We start from the raw sequence: 20,765 nt of genomic DNA, 5'->3' as shown, positions 1-20,765 counted from the left end.
AGTGTCTCTGATCGCTTCTGACCACTTCCGCATCGTTGTCGGCCTCGGCAAGAGCGGCATGTCCCTGGTTCGCTTTTTGGCGAATCGGGGCACGTCGTTTGCTGTCGCCGACACGCGGGACAATCCACCGGAACTGGCCACGCTCAAGCGTGACTATCCGCACGTGGAAGTGCGTTGTGGCGAGCTGGATGTCGAATTTCTGTGCCGTGCCGACGAACTCTATGTGAGCCCCGGCCTGGCGCTGGCGACCCCGGCCCTGCAAGCCGCCGCCGCCCGTGGCGTGAAATTGTCCGGCGACATCGAGCTGTTCGCGCGTAACGCGAAAGCACCGATTGTCGCGATCAGCGGTTCCAACGCGAAAAGTACCGTCACCACCCTAGTCGGCGAGATGGCAGCAGCGGCCGGCAAGCGTGTTGCTGTCGGCGGCAATCTCGGTGTGCCGGCGCTGGATCTGCTCAGCGACGAAGTCGAACTGTACGTGATGGAATTGTCGAGCTTCCAGCTGGAAACCACTGATCACCTCGGTGCCGAAGTCGCGACCGTGCTCAACATCAGTGAAGACCACATGGACCGCTACAGCGGTTTGCCGGCCTATCACCTGGCCAAGCACCGAATCTTCCGTGGTGCCAAACAGTTTGTGGTCAACCGTCAGGACGCACTGACCCGTCCGTTGATGGGCGAAGGCCAGCCGTGCTGGACCTTCGGTTTGAGCCAACCCGATTTCAAGGCATTTGGTCTACGCGAGGAGAATGGCGAAAAGTATCTGGCATTCGAATTCCAGAGCCTGATGCCGGTGCGTGAACTGAAAATCCGTGGCGCGCACAACCAGTCCAACGCGTTGGCGGCATTGGCGCTGGGCCATGCGGTCGGTTTGCCGTTCGACGCCATGCTCTCCAGCCTGCGCACCTTTGCTGGCCTGGAACATCGCTGCCAATGGGTCCGTGACCTGGACGGCGTGAGCTATTACAACGATTCCAAAGCCACCAACGTCGGCGCCGCACTGGCGGCCATCGAAGGCCTGGGCGCGGACATCGACGGCAAGCTCGTGCTGATCGCTGGTGGCGATGGCAAGGGCGCCGAGTTCAAGGATTTGCGTGATCCGGTCGCGGCCAATTGCCGCGCGGTGGTGCTGATGGGCCGCGACTCCGATTTGATCGGCCAGGCCATCGGCGACTCCGTGCCTTTGATTCGAGTCAGCTCGCTTGATGAAGCGGTCGCCCAATGCCGCGCGCTTGCGCAAGCAGGCGATGCCGTTCTGTTGTCTCCGGCCTGCGCCAGTTTCGACATGTTCAAGAACTACGAAGATCGCGGTCATCAGTTTGTCCGCGCCGTGGAGGTCTTGGCATGAACCTCGCCAATATCATCAAGCCGTATCCATCGCCGCTGATCACCGGACGCGGCATTGACCTCGATTTCCCGATGCTCGCTGGCTGCCTGGCGCTGCTCGGTCTGGGTCTGGTCATGATTGCGTCGGCCTCGACCGAAGTGGCCGCGGTGCAGTCCGGCAGCGCGCTCTATTACATGATTCGTCACCTGATTTACGTGGTGCTGGGCCTTGGCGCCTGCATCGTCACCATGATGATTCCAATCGCCACCTGGCAACGCCTCGGCTGGCTGATGCTGATCGGCGCGTTCGGTTTGCTGGTGATGGTGATCATCCCGGGGATCGGGCGCGAAGTGAACGGTTCGATGCGCTGGATCGGTTTCAGCTTCTTCAACGTCCAGCCTTCCGAGATCGCCAAGGTATTCGTGGTGATCTACCTCGCCGGTTACCTGGTGCGTCGCCAAAAAGAGGTGCGCGAAAGCTGGATGGGCTTCTTCAAGCCGTTCATCGTGCTGCTGCCAATGGCCGGCCTGTTGCTGATGGAGCCGGACTTCGGCGCCACCGTCGTGATGATGGGCGCCGCTGCGGCGATGCTGTTCCTCGGCGGGGTCGGCTTGTTCCGTTTCCTGCTGATGGTGGTGCTGGCGGTGGGCGCGGTGGTCTTGCTGATTCAGATGCAGCCGTATCGGATGGCGCGTCTGACCAACTTTGCCGATCCTTGGGCTGACCAGTTCGGCGCCGGTTATCAATTGTCTCAGGCATTGATCGCGTTCGGTCGAGGTGAATGGCTTGGCGTTGGTCTGGGCAACAGCGTACAGAAACAGTTCTACCTGCCTGAAGCACACACCGACTTCGTGTTCTCGGTGCTGGCTGAAGAGCTGGGTGCATTGGGTTCGCTGTTGACGGTCGCGTTGTTCACCTTCGTCTGTATTCGCGGCATGTACATCGGCTATTGGGCCGAGAAGGCCAAGCAGTTCTTCGCGGCTTATATCGCCTACGGCTTGTCGTTCCTGTGGATTGGTCAATTCCTGATCAACATCGGCGTGAACGTCGGTCTGCTGCCGACCAAGGGCCTGACTCTGCCGTTCCTGAGTTATGGCGGCAGTTCGTTGGTGATCTGCTGCGCCTGTCTTGGTCTTTTGCTGCGCATCGAATGGGAGAGTCGAACCCATTTGGGCAGTGAAGAGATGGAGTTCCAGGAGAGTGACTTTGCCGAGGAGCCGACCCATGGGCGCTAACGTGCTGATCATGGCTGGCGGCACCGGTGGCCACGTGTTCCCGGCGCTGGCCTGTGCTCGTGAGTTTCAGGCTCGTGGTTACACCGTGCACTGGCTCGGAACACCGCGCGGCATCGAGAACGACCTGGTTCCGGCGGCGGGCATCGAGCTGCACCGGATCAACGCCAGCGGCTTGCGCGGCAAGGGCAAACTGTCCCTGTTCAAGGCACCGCTGATGTTGCTCAAATCGGTCTGGCAGGCGCGGGCAATCATTCGTCGGCTGCAACCGGTGTGCGTGGTCGGCTTCGGCGGTTATGTGACTGGCCCCGGTGGCGTGGCCGCCAGACTGGCCGGTGCGCCGGTGATCGTGCACGAACAGAACGCCGTGGCCGGTACCGCCAATCGGTTGCTGGTGCCGTTGGCCGCCCGGGTCTGTGAAGCATTCCCTGACACCTTTACCCTGTCGAACAGCCGTCGAACCACCGGCAACCCGGTGCGCACCGAGCTGTTCCTCGAAACACTGCGACCAGCCCTGGCCGGTCGCAAGGCGCGTTTGCTGATCCTGGGCGGAAGCCTGGGCGCAGAACCGTTGAACAAGTTGCTGCCCGAAGCCCTGTCGCACGTCGCCGCCGACCTGCGTCCGGAAGTGTTCCATCAGGCCGGCAGAAACCATGATGAAGTCACTGCAGAGCGCTACCGCGCGGCTGGCGTCGAGGCGCAAGTGCAGCCTTTCATCAAAGACATGGCTCAAGCCTATGGCTGGGCCGACCTGGTGGTGTGCCGCGCAGGCGCGCTGACCATCAGTGAACTGGCCGCCGCCGGTCTGCCCTCGATGCTGGTGCCTTTGCCCCACGCCATCGACGATCATCAGACCCGCAACGCCGATTATTTGGCCCGAGAAGGCGCAGCCTTCCTGATGCCACAAAGAACGACTGGCGCAGCGGATCTTGCCGCACGCCTGACAGAGGTCCTGATGCAACCACAACGACTCACCGACATGGCGGCCGCGGCACGTCGCCTGGCCAAACCCGATGCGACCCGTAACGTAGTCGATACCTGCCTGGAGGTGGCCCATGGTTGAGAATCAGAAAGCCATTCCACAGCCGGAAATGCGCCGAATCCGTCGCATCCACTTCGTCGGTATCGGCGGCGTAGGCATGTGCGGTATTGCCGAAGTGTTGTTGAACCTGGGCTACGAAGTATCCGGTTCCGACCTGAAAGCGTCGCCGGTTACCGAGCGTCTCGAATCGTTCGGCGCCACCATTCATATCGGCCACCGTGCCGAGAATGCCGCGACTGCCGATGTCCTGGTGACGTCGAGCGCCGTCAATACCTCCAACCCGGAAGTCGCCACCGCGCTGGAACGCCGTATTCCGGTGGTGCCGCGCGCCGAGATGCTGGCTGAGCTGATGCGCTATCGCCACGGCATCGCCGTTGCCGGCACGCATGGCAAAACCACGACCACCAGCCTGATCGCTTCGGTGTTCGCCGCCGGAGGCCTGGACCCGACATTCGTTATCGGCGGTCGCCTCAACGCTGCGGGCACCAATGCCCAGCTTGGCAGCAGCCGTTACCTGATCGCCGAGGCCGACGAAAGCGACGCCAGTTTCCTGCACCTGCAACCGCTGGTAGCTGTGGTCACCAATATCGACGCCGATCACATGGCGACGTACGACGGCGACTTCAACAAGCTGAAAAAAACCTTCGTCGAGTTCCTCCACAACCTGCCGTTCTACGGTTTGGCGGTGGTGTGTCTGGACGACCCGGTTGTTCGCGAAATCCTTCCGTTGGTCAAGCGCCCGGCGGTCACTTACGGCTTCGGCGAAGACTGCGATGTGCGGGCAATCAACGTGCGCCAGCAAGGCATGCAGACTTTCTTCACCGTGCTGCGCCCGGATCGCGAACCGCTGGACGTCTCGGTCAATATGCCGGGCAACCACAACGTGCTCAATGCACTCGCGACCATCTGCATCGCCACCGACGAAGGCGTCAGCGATGAAGCCATCGTTCAGGGCCTGTCCGGATTCCAGGGTGTCGGCCGACGTTTCCAGGTCTACGGCGAGCTGCCGGTCGAAGGCGGCAACGTGATGCTGGTCGATGACTACGGCCATCACCCGACCGAAGTCGCCGCCGTGATCCAGGCCGTACGCGGTGGCTGGCCGGAGCGCCGACTGGTGATGGTTTACCAGCCGCACCGTTACAGCCGCACCCGCGACCTGTACGACGATTTCGTCAATGTACTGGCCGATGCCAACGTGCTGTTGCTGATGGAAGTCTATCCGGCCGGGGAAGAGCCGATTCCGGGTGCCGACAGCCGCAAGTTGTGCAACAGCATTCGTCAGCGCGGTCAGCTCGACCCGATCTACATCGAACGCGGTGTCGACCTCGCGCCATTGGTCAAGCCGCTGCTGCGTGCCGGCGACATCCTGCTGTGCCAGGGTGCCGGTGACATCGGCGGGCTTGCGCCAAAACTGTTGAAAAGTCCGTTGTTTGCCGGCGCCGTCGCCGCGCCAGCCGTGGGGAAATTGAAATGACTGCCGCTTACGCCAACCTGTTCTCCACCATTGCGCCAAAGGACTTTGGCCGAGTCGCCGTGCTGTTTGGCGGCAAGAGTGCCGAGCGCGAAGTCTCGCTGAAGTCTGGCAACGCGGTGCTCCTGGCGTTGCAAAGCGCGGGCGTGGACGCGTTCGGCCTGGATGTGGGTGATGACCTGCTGCAACGGTTGCTCAATGAAAAAATCGATCGCGCCTTCATCATTCTGCACGGTCGTGGTGGTGAAGACGGCAGCATTCAGGGGCTGCTCGAATGCGTGGGCATTCCGTACACCGGCAGCGGCATCCTGGCTTCCGCGCTGGCAATGGACAAGTTGCGGACCAAGCAGGTCTGGCACAGCCTCGGTATTCCGACGCCCCGTCACGCGGCGCTGAGCAGCGAGGCCGATTGTATTTCGGCGGCCGCGGAACTGGGCTTCCCGATGATCGTCAAACCCGCCCATGAAGGTTCAAGTATCGGGATGGCCAAAGTGACTTCCCCGTCCGAGTTGATCGAGGCGTGGAAAGCGGCCAGTACCTACGATTCGCAAGTGTTGGTCGAGCAATGGATTCAAGGTCCGGAGTTCACCATCGCCACCCTGCGTGACCAGGTGTTGCCACCGATTGCCCTGGGCACGCCGCACACTTTCTACGACTACGACGCCAAATACGTGGCTTGCGATACGCAGTACCGGATCCCGTGCGGGCTCGACAGCGACAAGGAACAGGAACTGATGGACCTCACGGCGAAGGCCTGTGAGGCGCTGGGTATCGCCGGTTGGGGCAGGGCAGACGTGATGCAGGACGCCGATGGGCAGTTCTGGTTTCTCGAAGTCAACACCGCACCGGGCATGACCGATCACAGCCTGGTGCCGATGGCGGCCCGCGCTGCCGGTCTGGATTTCCAGCAACTGGTTCTGGCGATTCTGGCCGCCGGTTTTGCCGGCAACAGCGAGCCGCGAGGGTAAGTCATGCAAGGCGCTCAGCTGCGACATCAGCCCCCACCCGCACCCGGCCGCAAGCCGGTGCCACGGGGCGCCAGCCGAATGGTGGCGAAAGAGCCGATGTCCGCGCGCCTGCCGAAAGCCAATTTTGGTTTTCTGAAAGCCTTGTTCTGGCCGGTGCTGCTGGTCGCACTGGGGTTTGGCACGTACGAAGGCGCGCAGCGTTTGTTGCCGTACGCCGATCGGCCGATTACCAAAGTCGCGGTGCAGGGCGACCTGAGTTACATCAGCCAGCAAGCGGTGCAGCAGCGTATCGCGCCGTTTGTGGCGTCGAGCTTCTTCACCATCGACCTGGCAGGCATGCGCACCGAGCTGGAACAGATGCCATGGATTGCCCACGCCGAAGTGCGTCGGGTGTGGCCGGATCAAGTGGTGATCCGCCTTGAAGAACAATTGCCGGTCGCCCGCTGGGGCGATGAGTCGTTGTTGAACAACCAGGGCCAGGCGTTTACTCCGCGCGAGCTGGCGAACTACGAACACCTGCCACAGCTGTTTGGCCCCCAACGGGCCCAGCAACAAGTGATGCAGCAATACCAGGTACTGAGCCAGATGCTCAGGCCGTTGGGCTTCTCGATTGCGCGTCTGGAGTTGCGTGAACGAGGCAGCTGGTTTTTGACCACCGGTGCCGGCAGTTCGGGCCCGGGGATCGAACTGCTGCTTGGACGCGGCAAGCTGGTGGAAAAGATGCGCCGTTTCATCGCCATCTACGACAAGACGCTTAAAGAACAGATTACGAACATTGCGCGCATCGATCTGCGCTACGCCAACGGCCTCGCTGTTGGCTGGCGGGAACCTGTAGCGCCCACGACAGCCCTACCCGCTGTCGCGAAGAATTAAGAGAGGCAGGACCCATGGCAAACGTGCAAAGCGGCAAAATGATCGTCGGTCTCGATATCGGCACCTCCAAGGTGGTGGCGCTGGTAGGCGAGGTTTCGGACGACGGCACGCTGGAAATCGTCGGGATCGGTACCCATCCATCCCGTGGCCTGAAGAAGGGCGTGGTGGTCAATATCGAGTCCACCGTGCAGTCGATCCAGCGCGCGATCGAAGAAGCGCAGCTGATGGCCGGTTGCCGGATTCACTCGGCGTTCGTAGGCGTGGCGGGCAATCACATCCGCAGCCTGAATTCTCACGGCATCGTCGCGATTCGTGATCGCGAAGTCAGCTCCGCCGACCTCGAGCGCGTGCTCGATGCCGCCCAGGCGGTCGCGATCCCGGCTGACCAGCGCGTGCTGCATACCCTGCCGCAGGATTACGTGATCGATAACCAGGAAGGCGTCCGCGAGCCTTTGGGCATGTCCGGCGTTCGTCTGGAAGCCAAGGTTCACGTGGTCACCTGCGCCGTCAACGCTGCACAGAACATTGAAAAATGCGTGCGTCGCTGCGGCCTGGAAATCGACGACATCATTCTCGAGCAGCTCGCTTCCGCGTATTCGGTACTGACCGACGACGAGAAAGAGCTGGGCGTTTGCCTGGTGGACATCGGCGGCGGCACCACCGACATCGCGATCTTCACCGAGGGCGCGATCCGTCACACCGCGGTAATCCCGATTGCGGGCGATCAGGTCACCAACGACATCGCCATGGCGTTGCGCACACCGACCCAATACGCCGAAGAAATCAAGATTCGTTATGCCTGCGCCCTGGCCAAACTGGCCGGTGCCGGTGAAACCATCAAGGTGCCAAGCGTAGGCGACCGTCCGCCTCGTGAGCTGTCTCGTCAGGCCCTGGCCGAAGTGGTCGAGCCGCGTTACGACGAACTGTTCACGCTGATCCAGGCCGAACTGCGACGCAGCGGCTACGAAGACCTGATCCCGGCCGGCATCGTGCTGACCGGCGGTACTTCGAAAATGGAAGGCGCCACTGAACTGGCCGAAGAGATTTTCCACATGCCGGTCCGCCTGGGCGTGCCGCATGGCGTGAAGGGCCTGGACGACGTGGTGCGCAACCCGATTTATTCCACCGGCGTTGGCTTGTTGATGTACGGCCTGCAAAAGCAGTCCGACGGGATCTCTTTCTCGGGCATCGGCAGCCGCGACAGCTACAGCAACGAAGAACCGAAAGCCGCCTTGCTCGATCGCATCAAGAGCTGGGTACAAGGCAATTTCTGACGAAGCAGTTTCAAGCGGCAAGTTTCAAGCGACAAGCAGCAAAAGCAGCAAAAGCAGCAAACGCAGTAGGCGAAAAAACTAGAGAACGTAAAGGAGAGGGAAAATGTTCGAACTCGTAGACAACATCCCCGCAAGCCCGGTCATTAAAGTTATCGGTGTTGGCGGAGGCGGCGGCAACGCTGTCAACCACATGGTCAAGAGCAACATTGAAGGCGTTGAATTCATCTGCGCCAACACTGATGCCCAAGCGCTGAAGAGCATCGGCGCGCGGACCATCCTGCAACTGGGTACCGGCGTGACCAAAGGTCTCGGCGCTGGCGCCAACCCTGAAGTAGGTCGTCAGGCCGCTCTCGAAGATCGTGAGCGCATTGCCGAAGTCCTGCAGGGCACCAATATGGTGTTCATTACAACCGGCATGGGCGGTGGTACCGGTACCGGTGCTGCGCCGATCATTGCCGAAGTGGCCAAGGAAATGGGGATCCTCACCGTTGCGGTGGTGACCCGTCCGTTCCCGTTCGAAGGTCGCAAGCGCATGCAGATTGCCGACGAGGGTATCCGTCTGCTGTCTGAAAGCGTCGACTCGTTGATCACCATTCCCAACGAGAAACTGCTGACCATCCTCGGTAAAGACGCCAGCCTGCTGTCGGCTTTCGCCAAGGCTGACGATGTACTGGCCGGTGCCGTTCGCGGTATCTCCGACATCATCAAGCGTCCGGGCATGATCAACGTCGACTTTGCCGACGTACGTACCGTGATGAGCGAAATGGGCATGGCGATGATGGGCACTGGCTGCGCCAGCGGTCCGAACCGTGCACGCGAGGCGACCGAAGCAGCCATCCGCAACCCGTTGCTCGAAGACGTGAATCTGCAAGGTGCACGTGGCATCCTGGTGAACATCACCGCTGGTCCTGACCTGTCCCTGGGTGAATACTCCGACGTGGGTAGCATCATCGAAGCTTTCGCTTCCGAGCACGCAATGGTCAAGGTCGGTACCGTTATCGATCCGGACATGCGCGACGAGTTGCACGTGACTGTTGTTGCCACCGGTCTGGGCGCTAAAATCGAGAAGCCGGTAAAGGTCATCGACAATACCGTTCACACTTCCATGGCTTCGCAACCGCAGCAGCAGGCGCCTGCCCGTCAAGAACAATCGCCGGTGAACTACCGTGATCTGGACCGTCCGACCGTCATGCGCAACCAGGCTCAGGCCGGTGCTGCGACTGCTGCGAAGATGAATCCGCAAGATGACCTGGACTACCTGGACATTCCGGCATTCCTGCGTCGTCAGGCTGATTGATGGAATGTATCAGGGCTATGAAGGTGATTGGTGTTCAGCAAAGGCGTGGTCTGCTATCATCGCCAGCCTTTGTTGATACCAGTTCGCAATTTGCGCTGAAGCGGCCCAAGCCATGATTAAACAACGCACACTGAAAAATATTATCCGTGCCACAGGTGTAGGCCTGCACTCCGGGGAGAAGGTCTACCTGACCCTCAAGCCAGCGCCTGTCGACACCGGCATTGTGTTTTGTCGTGCCGACCTCGACCCTGTGGTGCAGATCCCTGCCCGCGCGGAAAACGTTGGTGAAACCACGATGTCGACCACATTGGTCAGTGGTGACACCAAAGTGGATACGGTGGAGCACTTGCTCTCGGCCATGGCTGGCCTGGGCATCGATAACGCCTACGTCGAGCTCTCCGCGTCCGAAGTCCCGATCATGGATGGTAGCGCTGGACCTTTCGTATTCCTGATTCAATCGGCTGGCCTGGAAGAACAGGACGCAGCCAAGAAATTCATCCGCATCCTGCGTGAAGTGACAGTGGAAGACGGCGACAAGCGCGCCACTTTCGTCCCTTTCGAAGGTTTCAAGGTGAGTTTCGAGATCGATTTCGATCACCCGGTTTTCCGTGACCGCACACAAAGCGCAAGCGTGGATTTTTCCAGTACTTCGTTCGTGAAAGAAGTCAGCCGCGCCCGTACCTTTGGTTTCATGAGTGACATCGAGTACCTGCGCAAGCACAACCTCGCACTCGGCGGCAGCGTTGAAAACGCTATTGTGGTCGACGCGGATGGCGTACTGAACGAAGACGGTCTTCGCTATGAAGACGAATTCGTGAAGCACAAGATCCTCGATGCAATTGGTGACCTCTACCTGCTGGGCAATAGCCTGATTGGTGAGTTCAAGGGCTTCAAGTCCGGACATGCATTGAACAACCAGCTGCTGCGCAAGTTGATTGAGCAGACAGATGCTTGGGAAGTCGTGACTTTCGAAGACGCCAGCACTGCACCGATCTCTTACATGCGTCCTGTCGCGGCCGTGTAAGTAAAAACCTCTCTAGTTTTTAAAGGCTGCCTTCGGGTGGCCTTTTTTATGGCAGCAGGGCGGGCATGCAGTGCCCGCCCCGGATGCCATCGCGAGCAAGGCCGCTCCCACATTCCCTGTGTGCGAGCTTGCTCGCGATGGAGCCAGTCGTTTCGCTGAGGAGTTCACGGCGCGGCCACCACCCGATTCCGCCCGCGCTCCTTGGCCTGATACAGCGCTTTGTCGGCCGCAAACAGCAGCTGCTCCAGACTCACATCGGTTGCAGTCGTCCACGTACTTAGCCCGATACTGACCGTCACTGGCGACTCCACGCCCGCCACGAAAGGCAGCTGCTCCACCGCCACTCGAATATGCTCGGCAATCTGCTGCGCGCCCACGCCGTCCGTTTCGGCCAATATCACGGAAAACTCTTCACCGCCGTAGCGGGCGACCATGTCGGCGGGTCTTCGCACATTGTCGGAAATGACCTTGGCCACCGCGCGCAGGGCATCATCGCCGGCCTGATGGCCGTGCTGATCGTTGAAGGCCTTGAAGTGGTCGGCATCGATCATCAGCAGCGACAACGGTTGACCGGAGCGCTGGGCGCGAAACCACTCGTGGCGCAGGGTCAGGTCGAGAATCCGCCGATTTGCCACGCCCGTCAGGGCATCGGTGGCAGCCAGTTGCGCCAGTTCCTTCTCGGCATGGCGGCGCAAGCGCAGTTCCCGGGACAGCAAGCCGCTCAGCCACAGCAGGCCGATACAGAGCACACCTGTGGCGCCGCTGATGACGGTCGCTGTGCGCTTCCAGGTGGCGAATACCTCGTCGCCGGACAGTGCGACGATCACCGTCAGCGGCAGATTGCCTACCCTGGCAAAGGTGTACAGGCGGCGCTTGGCGTCGATGCTCGAAACACTGTCGAAACTTCCATTGCCGTCGCGCAGAATGCGCACGATGTTGGGCCGGTTGGCGAAGTTTTTGCCGATGGCATCGTTCTCCAGGTAAGGCTTTTGCGCGAGCAGAATACCGTCGGCGTTGATGATGTTCAGCGTGCTGCCAGTGCCGATGTCGAGGCTGTTGAACAGCTGATCGAAGTAGCTCAATCGCATCGACGCCACGGCTACGCCGAGAAACCCTCCGGTGGCCGTAGAGATACGGCGGCTGAACGTGATCCGCCATTCACCGTTGAACTCACAATCGCACTGCATTTTGAACGGACGGCTGATGAACAGGCCGGTGTTTCGCTTGGCCGCATGCTCAAGGAAGAAATCGCGCCCGGCGTAGTTGCCCGGTCCGGGCTCGATGGTCGACGAGTTCGCGAGCACCCGGCCGTGCGGGTCCAACAGCAAAATGTCGCCCTTGAAACGTGCCGTCGTCGAACGGTCGAACAGCACCATGTGGCGGATCTGCGGGGATACCTGTTTGAGGTCATCGCGCCGGGCAGCAGCGATCAGACCTTGCAGCGTCAGGTCATAGAGCTCGACCGTGCGCAGGACATCGGCGTTGATCAGTTGGGCGATGGTGGTCGCACTGCGGGTGGCATCCCGCTGAGCGTTGGCGTGTTCACGGATCAACAGGAAGATGACGATGCACAGAATCGCAATCACGGTCAGCGCGCTGCCGAGCATGACCATCACCTCAGGTAGCCGGGTTTTACCTGTTACGTATGTGGGATGACTTGCTGTCATGGCGACGCTGTCTGCATGAACGTTCAACCAGCAAACGAGCTGGCCTTAGACTGCTTGAAGCTTAGAAGACATTCAGCGGGTAGTCGACGATCACCCGCGTTTCAGGCTGTTTTAACAAAAAAAAACCGCTGACAGCAGCGGCTTTTAAGACAACTTTTCTGATGCCTGCGGGGATTTCTTGGCGAGGGGACTTGTCCCCGTTGGGCAGCGAAGCGGCCCCCAAAATCTAGAGTGTTACCCACATTCTGCCAGTGCTGCGCGCTGGAACGGGGCGGTGCGACGTTTCGACAAGTCCCCTCGCCACACGAGATCTTTCATCACAGGAAACCTTCCGGCACAGTGGCCGGCGCACCAAGGAGCCTCTCACCCCGACCGCTTTTCCCACAGCGAATCGGAGCACTCAAACGGGGAGGTGAATCCCAAATGTGTTCATCCCCCGATCACTGCGCACAAAGACATCGCCGCCGTGCATCAACGCAATCGCCTTCACAATCGCCAGTCCCAGGCCGTGGTTGTTGCCGCTGTTGCTGCGCGAAGCATCGACCCGGTAAAACCGCTCGAACAGCCGTGGCAAATGCTCGTTGGCAATCGGCGAGCCAGGGTTGGCGACGCCGATGCTCACCTGGCGTTCGTCCACTTCAATCCGCACTTCGATCACCTGGCCCGGCGAGGTATGCTGGACTGCATTGTTCAGCAGATTGATCAATGCCCGGCGCAGATGGGCGATCTCGATGTGCACCTGGGCGTCACCGCTGACTTGCACCTGGACTCGCGCATCTTCGAGGATAAAATCCAGATACTCCAGGGTCGTCGCCACTTCGCCGGCCAAGGACGCCGACGTCAGTTTGGTGGCCTTGCTGCCTTGGTCGGCGCTGGCGAGGAACAGCATGTCGTTGATGATCGAGCGCAAGCGTTCCAGCTCTTCGAGGTTCGATTGCAGCACTTCGAAATAATGCTCGGCGGAGCGGCCACGGGTTAGCGCCACCTGGGTCTGACCGATCAGGTTGGTCAGCGGCGAACGCAGTTCATGGGCGACGTCGGCGTTGAAGGATTCAAGCCGCGAATAAGCCTGCTCGACCCGCTCCAGGGTCGAATTGAACGAGTGGACGAACTGATTGAGCTCCGGCGGCAGCGAGGCCAGACGCAAACGTCCGGAGCGCAGCGGCGGCGCCAGTCGCTGGGCTTCCTGAGACAGCTTGATCAACGGTTTGAGGCCGATGCGCGCCACCCAATAGCCCAACGCGGAGGCCAGCAGCACGCCAATTATCGCCAGGCTGATCAAGGCAATCAGCAGATGATGCTGAGTCTGATAAAACGTCTGGGTGTCGATGCCGATCATGAAACGCAGCGGCGGACGTTGATCCTTGGCCGGAAACTGGCTGACCAGCACTTTCAGCGGATAAGGCTGGCCGGGCAGGTCGAGGTCGCGCATGCCCAATCGCCCTTCGGCGAACGCGCGGATCTGCGCGGTGGGGTTGCCGTATTCGTACTGCGGGTCGCCGCTGACGATCCAGAAACGGATGCGCTTGTCTTCTTCGCCGAGCAACTTGAGCTTGTTGTTGATTTTCACCCAATGCTCAGGCGTGCCGAAACGGCCCACGGTGGATTCGAGCACGCTGTAGCGCGCGTCCAGCTCCGCTTCCGGCAGCAGGCCGAGGCCCTTGTCGACCTGTTGATACAGCGCACCGCCGATCAGCAGAAACACCGCCAGCGCCACCAGTGTGAACATGCCGCTCAGACGCAGTGCAATCGAATGGCTAAACACCACGGCTCTCCAGCACATAACCCATGCCACGGATCGTGTGCAGCAGTTTTTCTTCAAACGGTCCGTCGAGCTTGGCGCGTAACCGCTTGATCGCAACCTCGACGACATTGGCGTCACTGTCGAAATTGATGTCCCAGACCATTTCCGCAATTGATGTTTTCGAAAGGATTTCCCCCTGTCGGCGGGCCAACACACTGAGCAGCGAGAACTCCTTGGCCGTCAGGTCAAGGCGGGCGCCGCCGCGGGTGGCCTTGCGCCTGATCAAGTCGATCCACAGGTCGCCAACATTCACCTGCACCGGTTCATGGCCGCCACTGCGCCGGGTCAGCGCTTGCAGGCGTGCCACCAGCTCAAGGAAGGAAAACGGTTTGCCGAGGTAATCGTCGGCGCCGTCGCGCAAGCCTTTGATGCGGTCTTCGACACGCTCACGGGCGGTCAGCATGATCACCGGGGTTTGTTTGCGCGCACGCAACGCACGCAGCACGCCGAAGCCGTCGAGGTCCGGCAGCATGACGTCGAGGACGATCACGGCGTAATCGTTTTCCAGCGCCATGTGCAGGCCCTCGACGCCGTCGCGCGCCAGGTCCACGGTGTAACCCTGTTCGGTGAGGCCGCGGTGCAGATAATCCGCGGTTTTTTCCTCGTCTTCGATAATCAGAACGCGCATGACCCGCCTCAGTCTGTGGTCGCCAGTGTCGGCATCGATGCTGGCGCTGGCTCAGGCTTATGGAACAGCCGCTCAAGCCATAAGTATATGACCGGAGTGGTGAACAGCGTCAGCGCCTGACTCACCAGCAGCCCGCCAACGACCGCGATCCCCAATGGCTGGCGCAATTCGGCGCCGGTGCCGTACCCGAGCATCAGCGGCAACGCGCCGAGCAGGGCGGCGAGGGTGGTCATGATGATCGGCCGAAACCGCGTGATGCAGGCTTCATAAATCGCCTCTTGCGGCGCGAGGCCACGATTGCGCTGCGCGTCCAGTGCGAAGTCGATCATCAGGATGCCGTTTTTCTTGACGATCCCGATCAGCAGCACCAACCCGATCAGCGCCATGATCGAGAAATCCTGGCCGCAGATCCACAGCATGATCACCGCACCGAGCCCCGCCGAGGGCAAGGTCGAGATGATCGTCAGCGGATGCACGAAGCTCTCGTAGAGCACGCCGAGAATGATGTAAACCGCCACCAGCGCCGCCAGGATCAGCCACGGCTGACTCGCCAGCGAACTCTGAAACGCCTGTGCCGCACCCTGGAAATTGCCGCTCATGGCCGCCGGCATGCCAATCTCGGCCTTGGCCTGATCGAGCATGATCACCGCGTCGCCCAATGCCACGCCAGACGCGAGGTTGAAGGACAGGTTGGCGGCCGGGAACATCCCGTCATGGGCGATGGACAGCGGGCCAACGGTCGGCGGATCAAACCGCGCCAGTGCTGACAGCGGCACCATTTCCCCGCTCAGCGGCGAGCGCAGGTAAAAATAGTTGAGGCTTTCGGCCTTGCCGCGTTGCTTGGTGTCCAGCTCAAGAATGACGTTGTACTGGTTGGTCTGGGTCTGGAATTCGTTGATCTGGCGTTGGCCGAAAGCGTCGTACAGGGCTTCATCGACATCGCTGGCGGTCAGGCCGAAACGCGCGGCTGCGCTGCGGTCGATGCTGATATGGGTGATGCTGCCGCCCAGTTGCAGGTCGTTGGATATGTCACGAAAGGCCGGGTTGCTGCGCAGTTTTTCCGTGAGCCGCTGGGTCCAGGTGCTGAGGGTCGCGCCGTCGTTGCTCTTGAGCACGTATTGGTATTGGGCGCGGCTTGGGCCGGAGCTGAGGTTGATGTCCTGACCGGCGCGAAGGTAGAGGACAATACCCGGGACTTTCATCAGCTGCGGGCGAATCCGGTCGATGAATTCACTGGCGGACACGTCGCGGTCGCCGCGTTTTTTCAGAGAGATCCAGAAGCGCCCGTTGGCAATGGTCTGGTTACTGCCGGAAACCCCGACCGAGTGGGAAAATACATCGACGGCGGGGTCTGCCGCGACGATTTCTGCCATGGCCAAGTGTTTTTTCACCATGTCGCCGTAGGAAATATCGGCAGCGGCTTCGCTGGTGCCGAGGACAAAACCGGTGTCCTGCACGGGGAAGAAGCCCTTGGGGATAAAGATGTAACCGGTTATCGCCAGCATCAGTGACAGGCCGAACACGCCGATCATCAATTTTTGATGGGCGAGGGCGCGACGCAGACCCCGCTCGTACCACCCGAGCAAGCGCTCGCCGAAACCGGGTTTGTCATGGGCGTGATGCACCGGCGCTTTCATGAACAACGCCGCCAGCGTGGGTGCGAGGGTCAGGGACACCACCACCGAAATCAGGATGGTCGAGGTCGCGGTCAAGGCGAACTCCTTGAACAATCTCCCGACCACGCCGCCCATGAACAGCAGCGGAATGAACGCTGCTACCAGCGAGAAGCTGATCGAGACCACGGTGAACCCGATCTCGCTGGAGCCTTTGATCGCGGCCTCGCGCATGTCGTCGCCGGCCTCCAGATGCCGGTGGATGTTTTCCACCACCACGATTGCGTCGTCGACCACAAACCCGACAGCCACCACGATCGCCACCAGCGTCAGGTTATTCAGACTGAAACCCATGATGTACATCAGGGCGAAACTGGCGATCAGCGACACGCCGAGCACGGCCGTCACGATCAGCGTGGCTGACAACTGGCGCAGGAACAACGCCATCACCGCGACCACCAACATGATCGCGATCAGCAGGGTGATTTCCACCTCGTGCAGCGAAGCGCGAATGGTCTGGGTCCGGTCAACCAGGGTGCTGACCTGCACCGCAGCCGGCAGCATGGCGGTAAGCGTCGGCAGTGCGGCCTGAACCCGGTCAACGGTTTCAACAATGTTGGCCCCCGGCTGACGGAAAATCACCAGGTTCACGCCGGGTCTATCGCCCGCCCATGCCTGAACGTAGGCATCTTCCGCACCGTTGACGACTTTGGCGACATCGCGCAGGTGAACCGGGGCGCCGTCCTTGTAGGAAACGATGAGTTCGCTGTATTCCTCCGGGTGGAAGAGTTGATCGTTGGTGGACAGGGTGGAAATGCTCGACTCGCCGTACAACGCACCTTTGGCCAGGTTAAGGCTGGTCTGCTGCAGCGCCAGACGAATATCCGCCAGGGTCAAACCGATGGCGGCCAGTTTGTCCGCCGAAGCCTGAACCCGGATCGCCGGACGTTGCTGACCGGTGATGTTGACCTGGCCTACGCCGTCGATCTGACTGATCTGCCGGGACAACAGGGTTTCCACCAGATCGCTGAGTTCGGGGCCAGGCATCAAGGTCGAGTTGATGCTGAGGATCAACACCGGGCTGTCGGCCGGGTTGACCTTGCGCCAGGTCGGCAGGTTCGGCATGTCCTTGGGCAGTTTGCCTGCGGCGGTGTTGATCGCGGCCTGAACTTCCTGCGCGGCGGTGTCGATGCTTTTATCGAGGGTAAATTGCAGTGTCAGGTTGGTCGAACCCAAGGCGCTGCTCGACGTCATTTGCGTCACGCCGGGGATGGCACTGAATTGCACTTCCAGCGGCGTGGCCACCGACGACGCCATGGTTTCCGGACTGGCGCCAGGCAACTGCGCGGCAACCTGGATGGTCGGGAATTCCGCCTCGGGCAGCGGCGCGATCGGCAGCTTCGCAAAGGCAATCACGCCCAGCAGGACCAGGGCGAACGTCAGCAGAATCGTCGCCACCGGATGATCGATGCACCAGGCCGAAATCGAACGGTGAGCCTTCATGGCTTCGGCTCCGCCTGCACCACTTGCGGCGGCTCGGTGAGAATCTGCACCGCCGCCCCGGGTTTGAGCCGCGACTGGCCATCGCTGACCAGCACATCACCGGGTTTCACGCCTTTGACGATGTTCTGGTCGGCACCCTGATACACCATCTGCACGGTGACGATCTCGACTTTGTCACCGTTGACCCGGTAAACGAAATGCTGATCCAGCCCACGCTGTACGACAGTGGGCGGCACCACCAAGGCATCTTTCTCCAGTGCTGTCTGAATCTTTACCGTCACCAACAGGCCTGGCCAGAGCTTTTGCCTTGCATTGCTGAATTCAGCCTTGGCGCGGATGGTCCCGGTGTTGGCGTTGATCTGGTTGTCAATCAAGGTCAACAGGCCTTCGCCGAGCAGGTTGCCGGTTTCGCCATCGGTGTCGGCGCCGATGTAAACCTTGACCCGGGCCCGCTGCGGGTCGCCGATCAGACCCTGCAAGGTCGGCAGCATTTGCTGCGGCAGGGAAAACTCCACGGCGATCGGATCGATCTGGGTCACGGTGAACAGACCTTGAGTATCGGTCATGCGCAGGAAATTGCCTTCGTCCACCGTGCGAATCCCCACTCGACCCGTCACCGGAGAGCGGATCTGCGTGTAGGAAAGCTGCACCTGAGCGGCGTCGATCGAGGCCTGATTACCCTGGGCGGTGGCTTTGAGTTGATTGACCAGAGCCTGTTGCTGGTCAAACGTCTGCCTGGAGACGCCGTCATCGACACTCAACAATTTGTAACGCTTGAGGTTGACCATCGCCACTTGCAACTGCGCCTGGCTCTCGCCCAATTGCGCGCGGGTCTGATCGAGGCTGGCGCGTATCGAGCGGTCGTCAATGGTCGCCAGCAGGTCACCCTTTTCCACCAGTTGACCTTCCTTGACCAAAATTTTGGTGAGAATGCCGTCGATCTGCGGCCGCACCACCACGCTGTGCAGAGACAGCACCGAACCGATGCCGGTGACGTAGCGGGGCACGTCTTTCTCGGCAACGCTGATCACCCGCACCGGAATAGCGGTCGGGGTCGCCAGTTTAGCCGTGGCTGGCTTGGTCAGGTACCAGATGCCCAGCGCAGCCAGGACGATCAGCAGGCCAGCGATCAGGGCGGTTTTTTTCTGTATTCGCATGCGAGTCGAGGCCCGGCAGGGGAGTTGGAAGTCAGGTTATGTATACCTCTCTTATAACCCTGTTACGCCGTCAGGAAAGTGACTGCTGGCTGACGGCGCTGTCAGTTTGGCCGCAGATCTGTCTCCGGAAATATTTGCGCACACCCAGGCGCTGACAATAACCGGCCTCTATCGTGGCGCGAACTACGCTCAATAAAGATTCTTTTCACAGGCAGATACGCAAAGACAGTCCCGCAATGGCATGGAGTGTTCCTGAGATGAAGCTAAACGTTTTTATTTCGAGTGCCCTGTTGTTTACGCCGCTTGTTCTGACCGCTGCCCCCCGAATTGAGTCGGGGACCATCAGCTTTGTGGGGAACATCGTTTACGCCGGTTGTTCGGTAGAGCCTGCGGGAGCGCTGCGGCGCACTGAGTTTCAACGTCTGCGGGTGGCACCGGGCGTGGAGGTGGATGTGAACACGTATCAAAATGCCTGCGATCGCGGCGCGATGCCGCTGTCGGCGACATTCGAGCCAGTGCCTGCCAGCGAGACAGACGGTGTTGCGGTCACCGGTCTGGGCATTGTCACGGTCACCTACCGATAAGTACCTACCGGTTTTTGTGGGTGAAAAATACTTTGATCGCCGACCAAAGGTGCGCGTGCGTGCGTCATACGGGCAGGTATACTGCCGCCTTTGACGGCTCGCTGACCGGGCCGACTGCATGCAACACCCGGAGCTTTCATGACTTCCCCGATACAACCGCCGGTTGCCGATGCCTTGAGCGACGCCCCGGCAGACCTGCCAGACAGCGTCGACAGCGAGAGCAAAGCCGCGATCCCGGCGTTCAAGTTTCCGTTCAAACCGGGTGAAGTGGCCGCCGCGAAGAACGCGAGCCAGCCCTGGTACAAAAACGGCGCCAGGAATGGACATACCAAAACCCCGGGCGCTGCGCCGCCAGGTACGCGGCGTTCAATGGGCAAGCGCTGAGATTCAAGGCCTGCCCTGTCTGATCTGCCGCTTTCGTCGGATCGAGGGCGGCGATTCGACGAATAGGCCATGGCAAGCGGTACATCCGTTGAATCAAATCGCCCGCAGCGAGATAAATGTGTAGCCGCGCGGCGTCCCGGTCGTCACTCGAGCACCTGCCGCCAGCACCTGTCCGGCGATATCGTCACCTGACACATGAAACAACCATTCACCGCAGGTGCCCGCCAGCGGTTGTTGCGCAATCTGGTCGATGGCCGTTGTGAACGCGCTCATTTGCGGCAGATACGCGGTAAATCCATCGCCTTTCAGCGCCGTCGTGCGAATCCCCAGTAATGCACAGATTGCTTCCTTGGTGCGGATGTCATCACGATCCGCCTGACGCGAGCGCTGGATGAGCCCTGCAAGTTCCTGATCGACCAGCTCGCCACCGATGATCAGTGCCGGTCCTTTTTGCCACGACTCGGGCGGACATTCCTTCACGGCAGTATTCAAGGGTATGTGCGGGTTGATCTCCATCGGGTAGATGCGGCACACCAATGGCCGGCGTTCATAAATCCGGCAGAGGTTTTCTTCGTCAAGATTCCGGCAGCGGCCGGCGTTGAATGCCGCGAAGGTGATGGCGACATGAGCGTTCGATTTGCCGCTGTGCACCTGCGCCGACCGGCGTTCGGCGTGCTCGCGCTGTTGCAGCGGCAGGCCCAGGCCATTGTCGAGAAACGCTTCCACCAGCACGATCACCTGACCGCCGTCAGCCGCCCACATCTGCGCTTCCGCCAGGGTCAAGGGCACGTGATGGTCAGTGCAGCATTTGCCGCAGCCTACGCAGGAAAAGGTCGTGTTCATTGAGCGCTTAGTCGACTCTCAGGGTCCGAAACGGCGACAGAATGTCACCGCCAAGGATTGCGTCGAAGCAAGTT

General features: G+C 60.5%; 17 protein-coding genes. 11 read left to right on the top strand and 6 right to left on the bottom strand.

Going from position 1 to position 20,765, the window contains the following annotated elements; all coding sequences use genetic code 11:
- The first annotated feature begins 1 nt into the window (after window position 1).
- The 9 genes from murD to lpxC all read left to right on the top strand — a co-directional run bounded on the left by murD (window position 2) and on the right by lpxC (window position 10,508).
- The gene (gene murD / locus ACYZT1_RS20440) at window positions 2–1,348 is read left to right on the top strand and encodes a UDP-N-acetylmuramoyl-L-alanine--D-glutamate ligase (RefSeq protein WP_462016445.1); all 1,347 of its coding nucleotides are present in this window, start codon (window positions 2–4) and stop codon (window positions 1,346–1,348) included.
- Window positions 1,345–2,562 carry a putative lipid II flippase FtsW gene (gene ftsW, locus ACYZT1_RS20435; RefSeq protein ID WP_462016444.1) on the top strand — a complete coding sequence of 406 codons (1,218 nt, stop codon included), beginning with the start codon at window positions 1,345–1,347 and terminating at the stop codon, window positions 2,560–2,562. The genes murD and ftsW overlap by 4 nt, the downstream gene beginning before the upstream one ends.
- Window positions 2,552–3,622, top strand: coding sequence for an undecaprenyldiphospho-muramoylpentapeptide beta-N-acetylglucosaminyltransferase (murG, locus tag ACYZT1_RS20430; RefSeq protein WP_462016443.1), 1,071 nt, complete (start codon window positions 2,552–2,554; stop codon window positions 3,620–3,622). The genes ftsW and murG overlap by 11 nt, the downstream gene beginning before the upstream one ends.
- Window positions 3,615–5,075: a UDP-N-acetylmuramate--L-alanine ligase gene (murC, locus tag ACYZT1_RS20425; protein ID WP_462016442.1), complete on the top strand. Its 1,461-nt coding sequence runs from the start codon at window positions 3,615–3,617 to the stop codon at window positions 5,073–5,075. The genes murG and murC overlap by 8 nt, the downstream gene beginning before the upstream one ends.
- On the top strand, window positions 5,072–6,040 hold the full coding sequence (locus tag ACYZT1_RS20420; protein ID WP_462016441.1) for a D-alanine--D-alanine ligase: 969 nt from the start codon (window positions 5,072–5,074) through the stop codon (window positions 6,038–6,040). Before murC ends, ACYZT1_RS20420 begins: the two co-directional genes overlap by 4 nt.
- Window positions 6,041–6,043: 3 nt before the next feature.
- Window positions 6,044–6,913 carry a cell division protein FtsQ/DivIB gene (locus ACYZT1_RS20415; RefSeq protein ID WP_462016440.1) on the top strand — a complete coding sequence of 290 codons (870 nt, stop codon included), beginning with the start codon at window positions 6,044–6,046 and terminating at the stop codon, window positions 6,911–6,913.
- Between the two features lie 14 nt (window positions 6,914–6,927).
- A complete protein-coding gene (gene ftsA, locus ACYZT1_RS20410) occupies window positions 6,928–8,187 on the top strand; it encodes a cell division protein FtsA (protein ID WP_461996174.1) in 1,260 nt (419 codons plus the stop codon).
- 103 nt (window positions 8,188–8,290) lie between these two features.
- The gene (ftsZ, locus tag ACYZT1_RS20405; RefSeq protein ID WP_462016439.1) at window positions 8,291–9,484 is read left to right on the top strand and encodes a cell division protein FtsZ; all 1,194 of its coding nucleotides are present in this window, start codon (window positions 8,291–8,293) and stop codon (window positions 9,482–9,484) included.
- A gap of 112 nt (window positions 9,485–9,596) precedes the next feature.
- Window positions 9,597–10,508, top strand: a complete 912-nt coding sequence (lpxC, locus tag ACYZT1_RS20400; RefSeq protein WP_064675983.1) for a UDP-3-O-acyl-N-acetylglucosamine deacetylase — start codon at window positions 9,597–9,599, stop codon at window positions 10,506–10,508.
- A 164-nt stretch (window positions 10,509–10,672) separates the two neighbouring features.
- Here lpxC and ACYZT1_RS20395 read toward each other — a convergent pair whose 3' ends face one another.
- From ACYZT1_RS20395 to ACYZT1_RS20375, 5 genes are all read right to left on the bottom strand, one after another.
- A complete protein-coding gene (locus tag ACYZT1_RS20395) occupies window positions 10,673–12,175 on the bottom strand; it encodes a diguanylate cyclase (protein ID WP_462016438.1) in 1,503 nt (500 codons plus the stop codon).
- Window positions 12,176–12,575: 400 nt separating this feature from the next.
- The gene (locus tag ACYZT1_RS20390) at window positions 12,576–13,940 is read right to left on the bottom strand and encodes a heavy metal sensor histidine kinase (RefSeq protein WP_462016437.1); all 1,365 of its coding nucleotides are present in this window, start codon (window positions 13,938–13,940) and stop codon (window positions 12,576–12,578) included.
- Window positions 13,933–14,607, bottom strand: coding sequence for a heavy metal response regulator transcription factor (locus tag ACYZT1_RS20385; RefSeq protein WP_462016436.1), 675 nt, complete (start codon window positions 14,605–14,607; stop codon window positions 13,933–13,935). The genes ACYZT1_RS20390 and ACYZT1_RS20385 overlap by 8 nt, the downstream gene beginning before the upstream one ends.
- An 8-nt stretch (window positions 14,608–14,615) precedes the next feature.
- The gene (locus ACYZT1_RS20380; RefSeq protein ID WP_462016435.1) at window positions 14,616–17,723 is read right to left on the bottom strand and encodes a multidrug efflux RND transporter permease subunit; all 3,108 of its coding nucleotides are present in this window, start codon (window positions 17,721–17,723) and stop codon (window positions 14,616–14,618) included.
- On the bottom strand, window positions 17,720–18,880 hold the full coding sequence (locus ACYZT1_RS20375; RefSeq protein ID WP_462016434.1) for an efflux RND transporter periplasmic adaptor subunit: 1,161 nt from the start codon (window positions 18,878–18,880) through the stop codon (window positions 17,720–17,722). Before ACYZT1_RS20375 ends, ACYZT1_RS20380 begins: the two co-directional genes overlap by 4 nt.
- Before the next feature lie 452 nt (window positions 18,881–19,332).
- On the opposite strand from ACYZT1_RS20375, the gene ACYZT1_RS20370 reads away from it, so the two are divergent.
- Both ACYZT1_RS20370 and ACYZT1_RS20365 read left to right on the top strand, forming a co-directional pair.
- Window positions 19,333–19,464 (top strand): hypothetical protein, encoded by a 132-nt coding sequence (locus ACYZT1_RS20370; RefSeq protein ID WP_462016433.1) that lies wholly within the window; start codon window positions 19,333–19,335, stop codon window positions 19,462–19,464.
- Between the two features lie 138 nt (window positions 19,465–19,602).
- Window positions 19,603–19,848 carry a hypothetical protein gene (locus ACYZT1_RS20365; protein ID WP_462016432.1) on the top strand — a complete coding sequence of 82 codons (246 nt, stop codon included), beginning with the start codon at window positions 19,603–19,605 and terminating at the stop codon, window positions 19,846–19,848.
- 93 nt (window positions 19,849–19,941) lie between these two features.
- On the opposite strand, the gene ACYZT1_RS20360 is transcribed toward ACYZT1_RS20365, so the two are convergent.
- Entirely contained in the window at window positions 19,942–20,691 is a 750-nt protein-coding gene (locus ACYZT1_RS20360; RefSeq protein ID WP_462016431.1) for a YkgJ family cysteine cluster protein, read from the bottom strand.
- Window positions 20,692–20,765 lie beyond the last annotated feature (74 nt).

This window comes from Pseudomonas sp. PB3P13 (genome assembly GCF_054897735.1).
This window is presented reverse-complemented; position numbering and strand designations above follow the sequence as displayed.